At 71.9% G+C, this 14847-nt stretch carries 11 protein-coding genes; 8 read left to right on the top strand and 3 right to left on the bottom strand.

What is annotated here, in order from left to right; genetic code table 11:
- Nucleotides 1–36: 36 nt before the first annotated feature.
- Together rlmN and Pma05_RS16895 are read left to right on the top strand one after the other, a co-directional pair.
- Complete coding sequence (gene rlmN / locus Pma05_RS16900) at nt 37–1170, top strand: dual-specificity RNA methyltransferase RlmN (protein WP_203858372.1); 1134 nt, start codon at nt 37–39, stop codon at nt 1168–1170.
- A 102-nt stretch (nt 1171–1272) separates the two neighbouring features.
- Nucleotides 1273–2712, top strand: coding sequence for a DivIVA domain-containing protein (locus Pma05_RS16895; RefSeq protein WP_203858371.1), 1440 nt, complete (start codon nt 1273–1275; stop codon nt 2710–2712).
- Nucleotides 2713–2962: 250 nt separating this feature from the next.
- Here Pma05_RS16895 and Pma05_RS16890 read toward each other — a convergent pair whose 3' ends face one another.
- Nucleotides 2963–3187 (bottom strand): hypothetical protein, encoded by a 225-nt coding sequence (locus Pma05_RS16890; protein ID WP_203858370.1) that lies wholly within the window; start codon nt 3185–3187, stop codon nt 2963–2965.
- A gap of 526 nt (nt 3188–3713) precedes the next feature.
- Here Pma05_RS16890 and Pma05_RS16885 point away from each other — a divergent pair.
- Nucleotides 3714–5321, top strand: coding sequence for a Rieske 2Fe-2S domain-containing protein (locus Pma05_RS16885; protein WP_203858369.1), 1608 nt, complete (start codon nt 3714–3716; stop codon nt 5319–5321).
- Between the two features lie 3 nt (nt 5322–5324).
- On the opposite strand, the gene Pma05_RS16880 is transcribed toward Pma05_RS16885, so the two are convergent.
- Both Pma05_RS16880 and Pma05_RS16875 read right to left on the bottom strand, forming a co-directional pair.
- The gene (locus tag Pma05_RS16880; protein ID WP_203858368.1) at nt 5325–6938 is read right to left on the bottom strand and encodes a phytoene desaturase family protein; all 1614 of its coding nucleotides are present in this window, start codon (nt 6936–6938) and stop codon (nt 5325–5327) included.
- Between the two features lie 220 nt (nt 6939–7158).
- On the bottom strand, nt 7159–7866 hold the full coding sequence (locus tag Pma05_RS16875) for a TetR/AcrR family transcriptional regulator (protein ID WP_203858367.1): 708 nt from the start codon (nt 7864–7866) through the stop codon (nt 7159–7161).
- Between the two features lie 111 nt (nt 7867–7977).
- Here Pma05_RS16875 and Pma05_RS16870 point away from each other — a divergent pair, with 111 nt between their 5' ends.
- The 5 genes from Pma05_RS16870 (at nt 7978) to ispG (ending at nt 14529) form a co-directional block, all read left to right on the top strand.
- Nucleotides 7978–10182 (top strand): MMPL family transporter, encoded by a 2205-nt coding sequence (locus Pma05_RS16870; RefSeq protein WP_203858366.1) that lies wholly within the window; start codon nt 7978–7980, stop codon nt 10180–10182.
- 73 nt (nt 10183–10255) lie between these two features.
- A complete protein-coding gene (locus Pma05_RS16865) occupies nt 10256–10798 on the top strand; it encodes a GNAT family N-acetyltransferase (protein ID WP_203858365.1) in 543 nt (180 codons plus the stop codon).
- 100 nt (nt 10799–10898) lie between these two features.
- A complete protein-coding gene (gene dxr / locus Pma05_RS16860) occupies nt 10899–12110 on the top strand; it encodes a 1-deoxy-D-xylulose-5-phosphate reductoisomerase (RefSeq protein WP_203858364.1) in 1212 nt (403 codons plus the stop codon).
- Nucleotides 12110–13351 carry a M50 family metallopeptidase gene (locus tag Pma05_RS16855; RefSeq protein ID WP_203858363.1) on the top strand — a complete coding sequence of 414 codons (1242 nt, stop codon included), beginning with the start codon at nt 12110–12112 and terminating at the stop codon, nt 13349–13351. Before dxr ends, Pma05_RS16855 begins: the two co-directional genes overlap by 1 nt.
- Before the next feature lie 5 nt (nt 13352–13356).
- Nucleotides 13357–14529: a flavodoxin-dependent (E)-4-hydroxy-3-methylbut-2-enyl-diphosphate synthase gene (gene ispG, locus Pma05_RS16850; protein WP_203858362.1), complete on the top strand. Its 1173-nt coding sequence runs from the start codon at nt 13357–13359 to the stop codon at nt 14527–14529.
- Nucleotides 14530–14847: the final 318 nt, after the last annotated feature.

The raw sequence follows: 14847 nt of genomic DNA, 5'->3' as shown, positions 1-14847 counted from the left end.
TGCGTTGTCGCGCCGACGTGGGAGACTGGACAGGCCATGACGAGCCTGCCCTTGATCCAGATCGCCTCGGACGACCCGACCGGGTCCACGTCGCGTCGCGCGGCGATGCCGCCCCGACACCTCGCCGACCTCGACCTGTCCGGACGGCAGGCGGTCGTCACCGAGTTGGGGGAGTCCGCGTTCCGGGCCCGGCAGATCTCCACGCACTACTTCGGGCGGCTGGTCCGGGAGCCGGCACGGATGACCGACCTGCCCGCCGCCGCCCGGGACCGGATCGCGGCCGAGCTGCTGCCGAACCTGCTCACCCCGGTACGCGAGGTCGCCACCGACGACGGCGCGACCCGCAAGGCGTTGTGGCGCCTGCACGACGGATCGCTGGTCGAGAGCGTGCTGATGGGTTATCCGGACCGGGTCACCGTCTGCATCTCCAGCCAGGCCGGCTGCGGCATGGCCTGCCCGTTCTGCGCCACCGGTCAGGCCGGGCTGACCCGCAACCTCTCCACCGCCGAGATCGTGGACCAGGCCGTCTACCTCGCCGGGGTGGCCGCGTCCGGTCTGCTCGCCGGCTCCCCGTCCCGGCTCTCCCACGTGGTCTTCATGGGCATGGGCGAGCCGCTGGCCAACTACGCCCGGGTGGTGGCCGCCGTCCGGCGGTTGACCGCTCCCGCCCCCGAAGGGCTCGGCCTCTCGCAGCGGCACGTCACCGTCTCCACGGTCGGCCTGGTCCCCGCGATGCGCCGGCTGGCCGACGAGGGACTGTCGGTGACTCTTGCGTTGTCGCTGCATGCGCCCGATGATGAGCTGCGCGACGAACTGGTTCCGGTCAACCAGCGGTGGAAGGTTGCCGAGGTGCTGGACGCCGCATGGCACTACGCGGAGCGTACGGGGCGTCGCGTGTCCATTGAATACGCGATGATCAGAGATGTGAACGACCAGCCGTGGCGGGCCGACCTCCTCGGTCGGCTGTTGACCGGTCGACTGACCCACGTGAACCTGATCCCGCTCAACCCGACTCCGGGGAGTCGTTGGGACGCGAGCCCGAAGCCGGTAGAGCGGGAGTTCGTCCGGCGGCTCCGCGCGGCCGGTGTCTCGACGACCGTCCGGGACACCCGGGGGCGCGAGATCGACGGGGCGTGCGGCCAACTGGCCGCCGCAGCGGTGACGCAGTGAGCGACCGGGTCAACAGGCTTAGTAGTGCCGCTTGCGGCGCCGACGCGAGTGGCGGGGCGGCGGCGTGAGCGAGCGAAGCGAGCGAGCGAACCAGGAGACATAGTGGCGAGTCAGGGTCAGCGTTTCCGGCGCAAGGCGCTCCGGCGGGGCTACAAGGTCGATGAGGTGGACACCTTCCTGGATCGTGTCGAGGCCACGCTCGCCGGTGAGTCGCTGGGCGCACCCGTCGCCTCCCAGGAGGTACACGACGTCGTCTTCCGGGTGCGCTTCGGCGGGTACGACGAGTGGCAGGTGGACCTGCATCTCGACCGGGTGGAGCGGCAGATCGCCGAGCTGGAGGAGCGCGGCGGCGGCCGGGGCGGAGACCCCCGGCTGGCCGACCGGGGGGCACCGGACCGGATGGGCCCGCCCGACCGGATGGGACCCCCCGACCGGATGGGACCCCCCGACCGGATGGGACCCCCCGACCGGATGGGCCCGCCGGACCGGATGGGACCCCCCGATCGGCTCGGCCCGCCGGATCGGATGGGGCCGCCGGATCGGATGGGGCCACCGATGCGCGACGACCGTGGTCTTCCACCCGGCCAGCCTCCGTCGCGGCCGATGCCGGCCCAGGCCGGTCCGCCCAACGACCCCTACGGCCAGTACGACGAACCGACCGGCACCTTCGGCGGCCAGCGCGGCGGATTCGAGCCGCAGCGCGGCGGGATGGAACCGCAGCGTGGGGGCTTCGACCCGCAGCGCGGCGGGTTCGAGCCCCAGCGCGGCGGGTTCGAGCAGCAACGCGGTGGTTTCGAGCCGCAGCGCGGGGGTTTCGAGCCCGAGCGCGGGGACTTCGATCCCCAGCGCGGGGACTTCGATCCCCAGCGCGGGGACTTCGAGCCGCAGCGGGGCGGGATGGAGCCACCGCCGCGCGGCGGGTTCGACCCGCAGCGGGGTGGTCCGCCCGAGCCCCAGCGGGGTGGCTTCGAGCCGCAGCGGGGCGGGTTCGACCCGCAGCGCGGCCCGGGGGCGGCACTTCCGCCGCGTACGCCCGGCGGTCCGGGTGGTCCGGGTGGTCCGCCCGGCGGCTTCGGGTCGAACGAGCGCTTCGACGGGTTCGACGCGGGGCGGCCCGGCCGGGCCGACATGACGGCCGAGATCCGGATGCCGGACCGAGACCCTCGTGGCCCGGGGCGTGGCATGGGCGACGCCCTGCCGCCGATGCCCGGGCCGGCCGGCGGGCCGCCGATGGGAGGCCCACCGGCCGGCGGCCCGGGGCTCGGCGGTCCGCCGCCGATGGCCCAGCCGGGCAGTGAGATGGCCCGGATCGACCACATCCGGCGCTCGTTCCAGGTACGCCGGTTCGGCAGCGGCTACGACCCGGACCAGGTCGACCGGTTGTTCGAGGGGATCCTCGGCAGCATGGCGGGCAGGGGCCCGATGCCGGTCAACCCGGCCGACCTCGACACCACCCGGTTCGGGCTGGTCCCCGGCGGCTACTTCGAGGCCGAGGTCGACGCCGCGCTCAAGGAGGTCAAGGACCTGCTGCTCGGCCACTGACGCGGATCCGGCCCCGGCCGCGCGCCTGGCACGGCGACAGGGCCGGACCACAGCCGCGGCCGGCGCCGGTCAGCGCCGGCCGCCACTGCGTGTCGAGTCGGCCGGCGCCACTGCGCGTCGGGTCGAGCGCCGGGTCTGTCGAGCGCGCCGGGCATGCTGCCCGACGTCGCGTCGAGAGCGGTCGGGAACCAGACCGTCGAGGGGTCAGGAACGCAGGCCGGCGAGGGCCTGGAACGCAGGCTGTCGAGGGTCAGGAACGCAGACCGTTGCGGCGCAGGATCGCGTCGCCGACGACGGCGAGGACCAGGGCGGCGGCGATCGAACCGAGCCAGATCTTCGCGGTGCCGCTGACCTCATTGTTGTTGAACATCATCAGCACCAGCGCCGCCGCGGAGAGGATCGCGCCGATCTGGCCCGCCCTGCGGTGCCCCGGCTTGCGTTGGTCAGGTGACGTCACCGGCTCGCTTCCAGCCACTTTCCGGTCCTTCCTCACGATCGGATGCCGGTAAGTCTGGCATGTGCCGCCCGGCGCACGGCGCACGGGCCGGGCCTTCCAGCCCGGCCCGGCAGCCCGGCTTCGCGGGTCGGCCGGTACGGGGCCTCCGTTGACCTCCTCCGCCGCCATGAATGGCGGAGATTCCCTCCGCGCTGCGTGCGGAAGGCGCAACGCCCCGGTGGGTTCCTGCTTCACTGCGGCCAGCCGGGACAAGTCCTGGTCTTGCGTCCGCTCCACAGGCGTTTAACGTCTCCGCAAGCCCTGCGGCGACAATGTCACGCTGTGTCCGTCGTGACGCTTCGGGGCTTCCGGAACTACCCTTCGCCCCGCACGTGGGCACCGTACCACCGGACGTAACGTCGACAAAAACGGCACGGCTCGGGCCTTGCCCCGCGCGGGCCTTCACCCCCGCCCTGAAGGGCGGAGCACCGGCCCGCATCTTGGTAGCGTTTGGGCGTACGCCTTTGATCGCCTGGGGCGAGGGACGAGACAGGGGGACTGTGCGGTGCGTTTGACCGGTACGGGGCACGCGAGCATGCGGATCGACACCGGTGCGGGCAGCATCCTGTGCGACCCGTGGGTCAACCCGGCCTACTTCGCCTCATGGTTCCCTTTCCCGGACAATTCACAGCTCGACTGGGAGACCCTCGGCGACGTCGACTACCTCTACGTCTCCCACCTGCACCGGGACCATTTCGACGCGGCGCACCTCAAGCACTTCGTCTCCAAGAAGGCGACCGTCCTGCTGCCGGAGTACCCCACCTCGGAGCTGGAGGACGAGCTGCGGGAACTCGGCTTCACCAGCTTCCTGAGGACGAAGAGCGACGAGGTCGTCGAGCTGGACGGCGGCCTGAAGGTGATGATCCAGGCGCTGACCAGCCCCACCGACGGCCCGATCGGCGACTCCTCGCTCTGGGTGGAGTACGACGGCGTACGGCTGCTGAACCAGAACGACGCCCGCCCGACCGATCTCGGCGTCTTCGCCGAGCTGGGGCACGTGCACGCGCACATGCTCCAGTTCTCCGGAGCGATCTGGTACCCGATGGTCTACGAGCTGCCCAGCGGGGCGAAGACCGCGTTCGGCAAGCAGAAGCGGGACCGGCAGATGGACCGGACCATCCGCTACATCGACGACCTCAAGGCGTCCTGGGTGTTCCCGATCGCCGGGCCGCCGTGCTTCCTCGACGACGCGCTGTGGCAGTTCAACGACATCCACGGCGACGAGGGGAACATCTTCCCCGACCAGCAGGTCTTCCTCGACCACTACACCGGGCTCGGCTACGACAACGGGGTGATCCTGCTCCCCGGCACCGTCTCCGAGATCGGCACGGAGAGCGTGCACACCACGCACCCGGTGCCCGACGTGCGGGAGTTCTTCGACCGCAAGGAGGAGCACCTGCGGGCGTACCAGGAGCGGGCGCGGCCGGTGATCGAGGCGGCGAAGGCGTCCTGGCGGCACCCGGAGATCGACGTACTGGCCGGGATGAAGCGCCGGATCGAGCCACTGCTGGACGAGTCGATCTATCTCGCCAAGGGTGTCGGCGGGCCGGTCCGGTTCGACCTGGTCGGACACTCCGAGGAAGATGGCGGGGAGACCGTTGAATCGATCCTGGTGGACTTCCCGGGCAAGGAGGTCCGGCCGTACGCGGACGAGAAGGTGCGCTACCGGTTCCGTACCGAGCGGGCGCTGATCGAGCACCTGCTGCACATCGACGAGGTGGACTGGGTCAACTCGCTCTTCCTCTCCTGCCGCTTCTCGGCGGCCCGGATCGGCCAGTACAACGAGTTCGTCTACGCCTTCTTCAAGTGCCTCTCCGAGGAGCGCCTCCAGTACGCCGAGGGCTGGTACGACGAGCACGAGCGGAGCACCGACGCCGAGGACGTCACCCTCGGCGACTGGGTGGTGCAGCGGCGCTGCCCGCACCTGAAGGCGGACCTGACCCGGTTCGGCATCGTCGAGGACGACCAGCTCACCTGCCAGTTGCACGGCTGGCGGTTCGACCTGGCCAGCGGGCGCTGCCTGACCAGCGTCGGGCACTCGATCCGGGCGCACCGCGCCGACGAGGCCCCGGCGACCGCGACCGCCGCCGCCGAGTCCGAGACCGCCGGCTGAGGCTCAGGCGGCCGGGCCGACCCGGCCGAGGTCGGTGAGGATGCGTCGGGCCGCGTTGTGCCCGGCCGCGCCGATCACGCTGCCGGCGGGGTGGCATCCGGCACTGCCGGCGTAGAGCCCGTCGATCCCGGTGGCGTAGGGCATCCGGTCGGTGAACGAGACGGTGTTGTCGACGTGGTGGATGTGCCCGCCGGTGATCCCGAAGTGCGCCTCGATGCCGGGCGGGGTCAGCGGCACCGCGTCGGCGACCAGTTCGGTGGTGCCGGGGGCGTACCGGTCGCAGATCTCCAGCAGCCGGGCCACATACCCGGGCAGCAGTTCGTCCCACGTGCCGCCGGTCGGGGCGTACGGGACGGACTGCACGAAGAGCGCCGACGAGTGGTGCCCGGCCTCGTCCTTCAGCGACGGGTCGACGGTGGTGTGCAGGTACCACTCGATGGTCGGCTCGGCCGGCAGCCGCCCGGCCCGCACGTCCGCCCACATGCCGCGCAGTGCCGCCATCGGCGAGTCGCCGGCCGAGCCGGGCAGCAGCGCCGCGGAGCCGGGCAGCAGGTGGATGGTGGCGCCGAACGGGCTCGGCGCCCCCTCGGGCAGGCAGGAGAAGTCCGGCAGCCCGGCGAGCGCCAGGTTGACCTTGAGGGTGGTGCCGGTGCGCCGGACCGCCGCCATCCGCTCGGTGAGCGCGGCCGGCAGCGCACCGTCGGGCACCAGCTCCATCAGCCGGTACGGGTCACCGGCGCCGAGCACCACCTCGGCGGCGACCGTCCGCCCGTCGTCGAGTACGACCCCGCTGGCCGCGCCGCCGTCCAGGGTGATCGCGGCGACCGGGGTACCGCTGCACAGCCTCGCCCCGGCGGCCCGGGCGGCGTCGGCGAAGGTACGACTGACAGTGCCCATCCCACCGGCCACGATCATCCAGGTGCCGCCGGCACCGGGCAGCCGGCACATGTTGTGGGCCAGGAAGTTGTATCCGGTACCCGGGTCGTCCGGCCCGGCGTTCAGTCCGGAGAGGCCGTCGGTGACCGCGTACATCGAGACCAGCAGTTCGGAGCGGAAGTCGAACCGGGCGAGGTAGTCGGCGACCGAGCCGCGTACCAGGTCGACGAAGACCTGGCGCAGCGCGGGCCGGATGTAGCGGTCGGCGGTCTCCGGCACCGGCAGCGGCTCGGCCAGCCAGGCCGGCGCCAGGTCGTCGCGGAGCGCGGCGAGTTCGGCCTGCATCGCGTCGTCGGCGGCCACGTCGGCCCGGGAGAAGAACCGTTCCATCTGCTGCCGGGTCGCCTCCCGGTCGGCGCCGAAGAGCAGGTACGGCGAGCCGGGCCCGCCCGGGGTGGGCAGGAAGTAGTGCGGGTCCCGGCGCAGCACCGGCAGCTTCACGTCGAGCAGCCGGATCAGTTCCGGCGGCATCAGGCCGAGCAGGTACGAGCCGGTGGAGTGTCGCAGCTCGGGCACCTTCGGGAACGGGTTCTCGGTGCGGGCGGCTCCGCCGATCGTGTCGGCGGCCTCCAGCACCAGCACGTCGAGGCCGGCCCGGGCCAGCAGGATCGCGGAAACCAGGCCGTTGTGGCCGGCGCCGACGATCACGACGTCGGCGCGGGAGGGTAGCTCGGCGGTCATGCTCGGGAAGCCTAGTGCGATTGGGTCGCCCCGGTGCGGGCTTGGCCGGTGCCGGCGCGGACTACCGCCGAGTGCCGCCGCCGAGTGCCACCGCCGCGCTGCCGCCGCCGCGCTGCCACCGTCGAGCTGCCGCCGCCGAGTGCCGTCGCCGAGCTGCCGCTGGCGGGTGCCGCCACAGCGCTGCCGCTGGCGGGTGCCGTCGCCGAGCCGCTACCGCCGGCTACCGCCCACTGCCGCCGTCGAGTTGCTGGAGGAAGGCGGCCAGCTCGGCGTCGAAGAGTGCCTCCGGATCGGTCACCGCCCAGCGGAGCTGGTGGTAGACCTCCATCGAGACCAGGCCGTAGAGCATGGTCCAGCCGGAGAGCATCAGGCAGGCCACCTCGACCGGCAGCTCGGGGTGCTTCTCCCGCAGCGGGGCCAGCGCCTCGGTCAGGCCGGCGTCGACCTGCCCGGCCAGCGGCACCGGGAACGGTCTCCGCCGCCACAGCTCCACCAGCGGTGTGATGAAGACGTCGCCGAGCCGGGCACCGGGGTCGCCGGGGTACCCGCAGTCGTCCGGGAACGCGTCGACGCCGGGCATCAGATTGCCGAAGACCAGCCGGAACTCGACCGGATGCCGGACGGACCAGCGCCGGAAGGCCCGGGCGGTGCCGACGAGCTGGTCGATCGGCTCGGCGCCGGCCGCGTCCCGGGCCGCTTCGAGGTGTTCGCAGAGTTCGTCCAGCAGATCGCCGGCCAGGTCGAGGACCAGGGCTTCCAGGCTGGGGAAGTACCGGTAGATGGCCGGAGCGGTCATGCCCATGTCCCGGGCGATGGCCCGCAGCGAGATGGCCTGCGGGCCGCCGGTCACCAACAGCCGTCGTGCCCCGTCCTTGATGTCGGAGACGGCGGCGGTACGCAGGCGTTCCCGGCGGGTCGGTGCCGTCATCGCGTACCCCCGTCGGCCGGAGAGAACGCCGTTTGCGATAGTAAACGGCGTTCACTCATTTGCAGACTTGTTACGGGTAAGACCCTAGCGGCTGACGGGGGAGAGCAGACGATGTTCATGTGGTGGGGCAGGGCGGTGGTCCGACTCCGGTGGGTGGTGCTCGCCGCCGGGCTGGTGCTGGTCGCGGTCGGGGCGACCTGGGGAACCGGGGTGTTCGGCACGCTGACCGGCGGGGGCTTCGACGACCCGGACAGCGAGTCGGTCCGTACCGAACAGCGGATCAGCGCCGAACTCGGCAACCAGGGCGCGGACCTGCTCGTCCTCTACTCCAGCCCGAGCAGCACCGTCGACCAGCCGGCCTTCCGGGACCCGGTCACGGCCACCCTCGACCGGCTCCGCCAGCACCCCGAGGTCGCCAGCGTGACGAGCTGGTACGAGACCCAGGCCCCGGCCCTGCTCTCTGCGGACCGGCACGCCACGTACACGGCGGTGCGACTGCGGGCGACCGACCCGGACGAGCGGGCCGAGGCGTACCGGGAACTGCGGCCGGCCCTGGACGCTCCCGGGATCACCACCGAGGCCGGCGGCACGGTGGCCTTCCTGGCCGAGGCGAACCGGCAGAGCACCGAGGACATCACCCGGGCGGAGATGCTCTCCCTGCCGGTCCTGCTGGTACTGCTCATCCTGATCTTCCGAGGGCTGGTCGCCGCCGCGACGCCGCTGCTGGTCGGCGGGCTGGCCATCCTCGGCGCCTTCGTCGCCACCCGGCTGCTCGGCATGGTCACCGACGTCTCCGTCTTCGCCATCAACATCATTACGCTGATCGGCCTCGGCATGGCCGTCGACTACGCGCTCTTCATCGTCAGCCGGTTCCGGGAGGAACTCGCCGCCGGCCATCCGAGCACCGAGGCGATCCGGCGCACCATGAGTACCGCCGGCCGGACCGTGATGGTCTCCGGGCTCACCATCGCGACCGCCCTGGCCAGTCTGCTGATCTTCCCGCAGGCGTTCCTGCGCTCGATGGGACTCGGCGGGATCGCCGCCGTCCTGGTCGCCATGCTCGCCGCGCTGACCGTACTGCCGGCGCTGCTCGCGGTCCTCGGACCGCGGATCAACGCGCTCGCCGTACGCCTGCCGTGGCGGCGCCGCTCGGACACAGCGGGGGCGGCGGGCGTCGGCGGCTCCGGTGCCTGGGCCCGGCTGGCCCGCAGCGTTATGCGTCGACCGGTGCTCTACCTGCTGGGCGTGGTCGCGGTGCTGGCGGTCCTGGCCGCCCCCTCGGTACGGATGGAGGCCGGCGGCTTCGACGAGCGGGTCCTGCCGGCCGACGCGGTGCCCCGGATGGTGGCCGAGCGGATCGAGTCGGACTTCCCGGGCGGCAGCGTCGGCCCGGTCGAGGTACTCGTCTCCGGCGCGTCCGCCGCCGAGACGCAGCGGTTCGCCGACGAGCTGCGCCAGGTCTCCGGGGTGACCGGTGTGCAGGTGACCGCGAACCGGGGCGACTCCACGCTGCTGTCGGTGACCTACCCCGGCGAGCCGACCGGCCCGGTGGCGGAGCAGGTGGTACGGCTCGTCCGGGACATCCCGGCACCGCCCGGCGCGGAGGTACTCGTCGGCGGGCGACCCGCCTTCGACGTGGATCTGCTGGACAGCCTCACCTCGCGGCTGCCCTGGATGGCCCTGATCATGGCATCGGCAACCCTGGTGCTGCTCTTCCTCGCCTTCGGGTCGGTGCTGCTGCCGATCAAGGCGGTGCTGATGAACCTGGTCTCGATCGGCGCGTCGTTCGGCGTGGTGGTCTGGATCTTCCAGGACGGGCACCTCGCCGACTGGCTCGACTTCACCCCGACCGGCTTCATCGAACCGAGCAACCCGATCCTGATGCTGGCGGTGCTCTTCGGACTCGCCACCGACTACGAGGTCTTCCTGCTCTCCCGGATACGTGAGGAGTGGGACCGGACCGGCGACAACACCGCCTCGGTGGCCGCCGGCCTCCAGTACACCGGCCGGATCATCACCGCCGCGGCGCTGCTGCTGGTCGTCGTGGTCGCCGGGTTCGCCACCGGAGGCGTGGTCCTCGTCAAGCTGATCGGGGTCGGGATGATTGTGGCGATCGTGGTCGACGCGACGCTGGTGCGGGCGCTGCTGGTCCCGGCCACGATGCGGCTGCTCGGCCGGTGGAACTGGTGGGCGCCGGGCCCGCTCGCCCGGGTCTACCGCCGGTACGGCATCCGCGAGTCACCGGCCGACCTGGCCGGGGAGCCCGAGACCCGGGAGCCCGGGGCCCGGGAGGTGGTCGAGTCCGCCCGGCGCTGAGCACCGGTGCGGGCGACGGGGTGTGCCGTAAATGGTTGGTCGACCCGGGGAGCGGTGGCTAACATCCGGCCGCGTGACGATCTACGAGACCGAGCGGCTGGTGGTCCGCGACTGGACGCTGGAGCCCGACGACCTGGCCCGGGTCTTCGACACGTACTCCCGGCCGGAGGTGGCCCGGTTCCTCAGCGCGCCGACGTTCCCGCTCCGCGAGCCGGCCGGCGCCGCCGAGACGGTACGCCGGTGGCACGTCCGCAACGCCGAGTTCGGTGCCGGGTACGGCATCTGGGCGGTGCAGCGCCGGGACGACGGCCGGGTGGTCGGCACGGTGATGCTGAAGCCGCTGCCCGGACGGGACGAGGGGAAACTGACCGACGACATCGAGGTCGGCTGGCACCTGCACCCCGACTCGTGGGGGCACGGCTATGCCACCGAGGCGGCCCGGGGCGCGGTCGAGCGGGGCTTCGCGGCCGGGGTTCCGGAGATCTACGCCGTGGTGGCACCCGGCAACGAGGCGTCGATGGCGGTTGCCCGGCGGATCGGCATGACCTCGGTCGGCCGGCGCACCGACTGGTACGGCGGCGAGGAACTGGAGACCTTCCGACTGTCCCGGCCGTAGCCGTCCGGGCGGCCGGGTCGCTGAGCACGCCGACCGGCTCATCGCCGATCGACCGGGCACTCCCGGCGGGCGCCCAGAACCGGTCAGGGAGAATGGCCGGGTGAGTTCTCCCCGCGAGATCGTCCTACTCGGCTCGACCGGCTCGATCGGCACCCAGGCGATCGACATAGTCCGGCGCAACCCCGACCGGTTCCGGGTGGTCGCGCTCGGCGCCGGTGGCGGCAACGTGGCCCAGCTCGCCGCCCAGGCGCTGGAACTCGGGGTGGAGGCGGTCGGGGTGGCCAGGGCCTCCGCCGCGCAGGACCTGCAACTCGCCTTCTACGCCGAGGCCGCCCGGCAGGGCTATCCGAGCGGCGGCTTCCGGATTCCCAAGATCGTCGCGGGCCCCTCCGCCATGGCCGAACTCGCGCAGTGGCCGTGCGACATCGTGCTCAACGGCGTCGTCGGTTCACTGGGGCTGGCACCCACCCTGGCGGCGCTGGGCGCCGGGCGTACCCTCGCGTTGGCCAACAAGGAGTCGCTGGTGGCCGGGGGACCGGTGGTCCGGGCCGCCCTCCAGCGACCGGACCAGATCGTGCCGGTCGACTCCGAGCACTCGGCGCTGGCCCAGTGCCTGCGCGGCGGCACCCGCGCCGAGGTACGCCGGCTGATCCTCACCGCCAGCGGCGGCCCGTTCCGGGGCCGTCGGCGGGACGAGCTGACCGGGGTGACGCCCGAGCAGGCGCTGGCCCACCCGACCTGGAACATGGGGCCGGTGGTCACGATCAACTGCGCCAACCTGGTGAACAAGGCGCTGGAGGTGATCGAGACGCACGAGCTGTTCGGCGTGCCGTACGACCGGATCGACGTGGTGGTGCATCCGCAGTCGATGATCCACTCGATGGTCGAGTTCGTCGACGGCTCGACGCTGGCCCAGGCCAGCCCGCCGGACATGCGGCTGCCGATCGCGCTCGCCCTCGGCTGGCCGGACCGGGTCGCCGAGGCCACGCCCGCAGTGGACTGGACGGCCGCCCAGAGCTGGCGCTTCGAGCCCCTGGACGAGGCGGCGTTCCCGGCCGTACGCCTGGCCAAGCAGGCCGGTACGGCCGGCCGCTGCCGCCCGGCGATCTACAACGCGGCGAACGAGGAGTGCGTGGCCGCCTTCCTGTCGGGCCGGCTACCGTTTCTCGGCATCGTCGACACGCTGGAGCGGGTGTTGGAGGCGGCCCCGGATTTTGCCGAACCGGGTAACGTCGAGGAGGTGCTCGCCGCCGAGTCCTGGGCGCGGGCGCGTGCCCAGGAGATCATCGCGGAAGCGGTGGAAGGAGCCTGATGCTGTATCTGCTCGGGGTGGTGGCGTTCGCCCTGGGGATCCTGATCTCGGTGAGCCTGCACGAGGCCGGGCACATGCTCGTGGCCAAGCGGTTCGGGATGAAGGTCACCCGCTACTTCGTCGGCTTCGGCCCCACGGTCTTCTCGTTCCGCCGGGGCGAGACCGAATACGGACTCAAGGCGATCCCGCTGGGCGGCTTCTGCAAGATCGTCGGCATGACGCCGCAGGACGACGACGTCGACCCGGCGGACGAGTCCCGGGTGATGTGGCGGTACCCGGTCTGGAAGCGGACCGCGGTGATGGCCGCCGGCTCGGTGGCGCATTTCACCCTCGCCATCGTGACCCTCTGGTTCGCCGCGATCTTCATGGGGCTGCCCAACCCCGACTACCCGACCAACACGGCCGAGATCCGCAGCGAGCCGGCCCGGATCGAGCTGGCGCCCTGCGTGGTCCGCGAGAGCGCGGCCCGGGCCTGCCAGCCCGGCGACCCGGCGAGCCCGGCGGCCCGGGCCAACCTGCGCGACGGCGACGTGATCACCACGATCGGCACCATCCCGGTGGCCAACTGGGGCCAGATGCTGGACGCCGTACGGGCGACCAAGCCGGGGCCGGTGCAGGTGACATATCTGCGGGACGGCTCGCCCCAGACCGCCCAGGTCGACCTGGCCGAGGTGCAGCGCCCGCCGCAGGACCAGGCGGACGGCCCGGTCGGCCCCGTCTCGGCCCTCGGCGTCGGGCTCGGCACTCCGCCGACGATCACCTACAGCCCGATCGGTGCCTTCGGCGCCACCGCCGACTTCACCGGCGAGATGGCGGTCAACACCGTCAAGGCGCTCCAGCGGATCCCGCAGAAGGTCCCGGCTCTCTGGGCGGCGATCACCGGCGAGGAGCGCGACGTCGACACCCCGATCAGCGTGGTCGGGGCGAGCCGGCTCGGTGGCGAGGCGGTCCAGCACGGGCTCTGGGAGGTCTTCGTCCTCCTCTTCATCTCGCTGAACTTCTTCATCGGCGTCTTCAACCTGTTGCCGCTGCTGCCGATGGACGGCGGGCACATCGCCATCGCCTGGTTCGAACGGGTCCGGTCCTGGCTCTTCGCCCGGCTCGGCAAGCCCGACCCCGGGCGGGTCGACTACTTCAAGTTGATGCCCGTAACGTACGCTTTGATCCTGATCGGCGGCGCGTTCACGCTGCTCACCATCACCGCCGACGTGGTGAATCCGATAACCCTGATCCAGAGGTGAAGACAGTGACCGCCGTCAGCCTCGGCATGCCCGCCGTACCGCCGCCACCGCTGGCGCCCCGGCGGTCCAGCCGACAGATCAAGGTCGGTTCGGTACTGGTCGGGGGCGGCGCGCCGGTGTCGGTGCAGTCGATGACCACCACGTTGACCGCCGACGTCAACTCGACGCTCCAGCAGATCGCCGAGCTGACCGCCTCCGGCTGCCAGATCGTCCGGGTGGCGGTGCCGTCCCAGGACGACGTGGAGGCGCTGCCGGCGATCGCCAAGAAGTCGCAGATCCCGGTGATCGCCGACATCCACTTCCAGCCGAAGTACGTCTTCGCGGCGATCGACGCCGGCTGCGCGGCGGTACGGGTCAACCCCGGCAACATCCGGCAGTTCGACGACAAGGTCAAGGAGATCGCGGCGGCAGCCTCGGCGGCTGGTACCCCGATCCGGATCGGGGTCAACGCGGGCTCGCTGGACAAGCGCCTGCTGGCCAAGTACGGCAAGGCCACCGCCGAGGCGCTGGTCGAGTCGGCGCTCTGGGAGTGCTCGCTCTTCGAGGAGCACGGCTTTCGGGACATCAAGATCTCGGTCAAGCACAACGACCCGGTGGTGATGATCCGGGCGTACCGGCAGCTCGCCGAGCAGTGCGACTATCCGCTGCACCTCGGGGTGACCGAAGCGGGGCCGGCGTTCCAGGGCACCATCAAGTCGTCGGTGGCCTTCGGCGCGCTGCTCGCGGAGGGGATCGGCGACACCATCCGGGTCTCGCTCTCCGCGCCGCCGGTCGAGGAGATCAAGGTAGGCAACCAGATCCTGGAGTCGCTGGGGCTGCGCGAGCGTGGCCTGGAGATCGTCTCGTGTCCGTCCTGCGGCCGGGCCCAGGTCGACGTCTACAAGCTGGCCGAGGAGGTCACCGCCGGTCTGGAGGGGCTGCCCGTGCCGCTGCGGGTGGCGGTGATGGGCTGCGTGGTCAACGGTCCCGGTGAGGCGCGGGAGGCGGATCTCGGGGTGGCCTCCGGCAACGGCAAGGGGCAGATCTTCGTCAAGGGCCAGGTGATCAAGACCGTGCCCGAGGGCCAGATCGTGGAGACCCTGATCGAGGAGGCCGTCCGGCTCGCCGACGAGATGGGCGCCGAACTGCCCGAGGAGCTGCGCGACCTGGTCGTCAAGCCCACCGTGACGGTGCACTGACCGTCGCTCCAGGTCGCCGGCCCGATAGTTGGCGTCGCCTCCGGCCGGCGGTGAGACGCTCCGGTCGCTGGAGCGCCGTGACCGCCTGAACGCTGTAGTCGCCCAAATGCTGCGGTTGCCGCGACGGGAACTACGTGAGCGTGCCCCCGAATGCTCTAGTCGCCCGACTGCTGTGGTCGCCCGACTGCTGTGGTCGCCCGACTGCTGTGGTCGCCCGAGCGCCGCGTCGGCGTGATGCCGGTTGCGGCGCTCGGGCGCACAGGTGGGGCAGCTCTACACTGCCCCGATCGACTGGTCCCCGCCCGGCGCGGCCTACGA

Source organism: Plantactinospora mayteni (assembly GCF_016862935.1).
Taxonomy (GTDB): Bacteria; Actinomycetota; Actinomycetes; order Mycobacteriales; family Micromonosporaceae; genus Plantactinospora; species Plantactinospora mayteni.
This window is presented reverse-complemented; position numbering and strand designations above follow the sequence as displayed.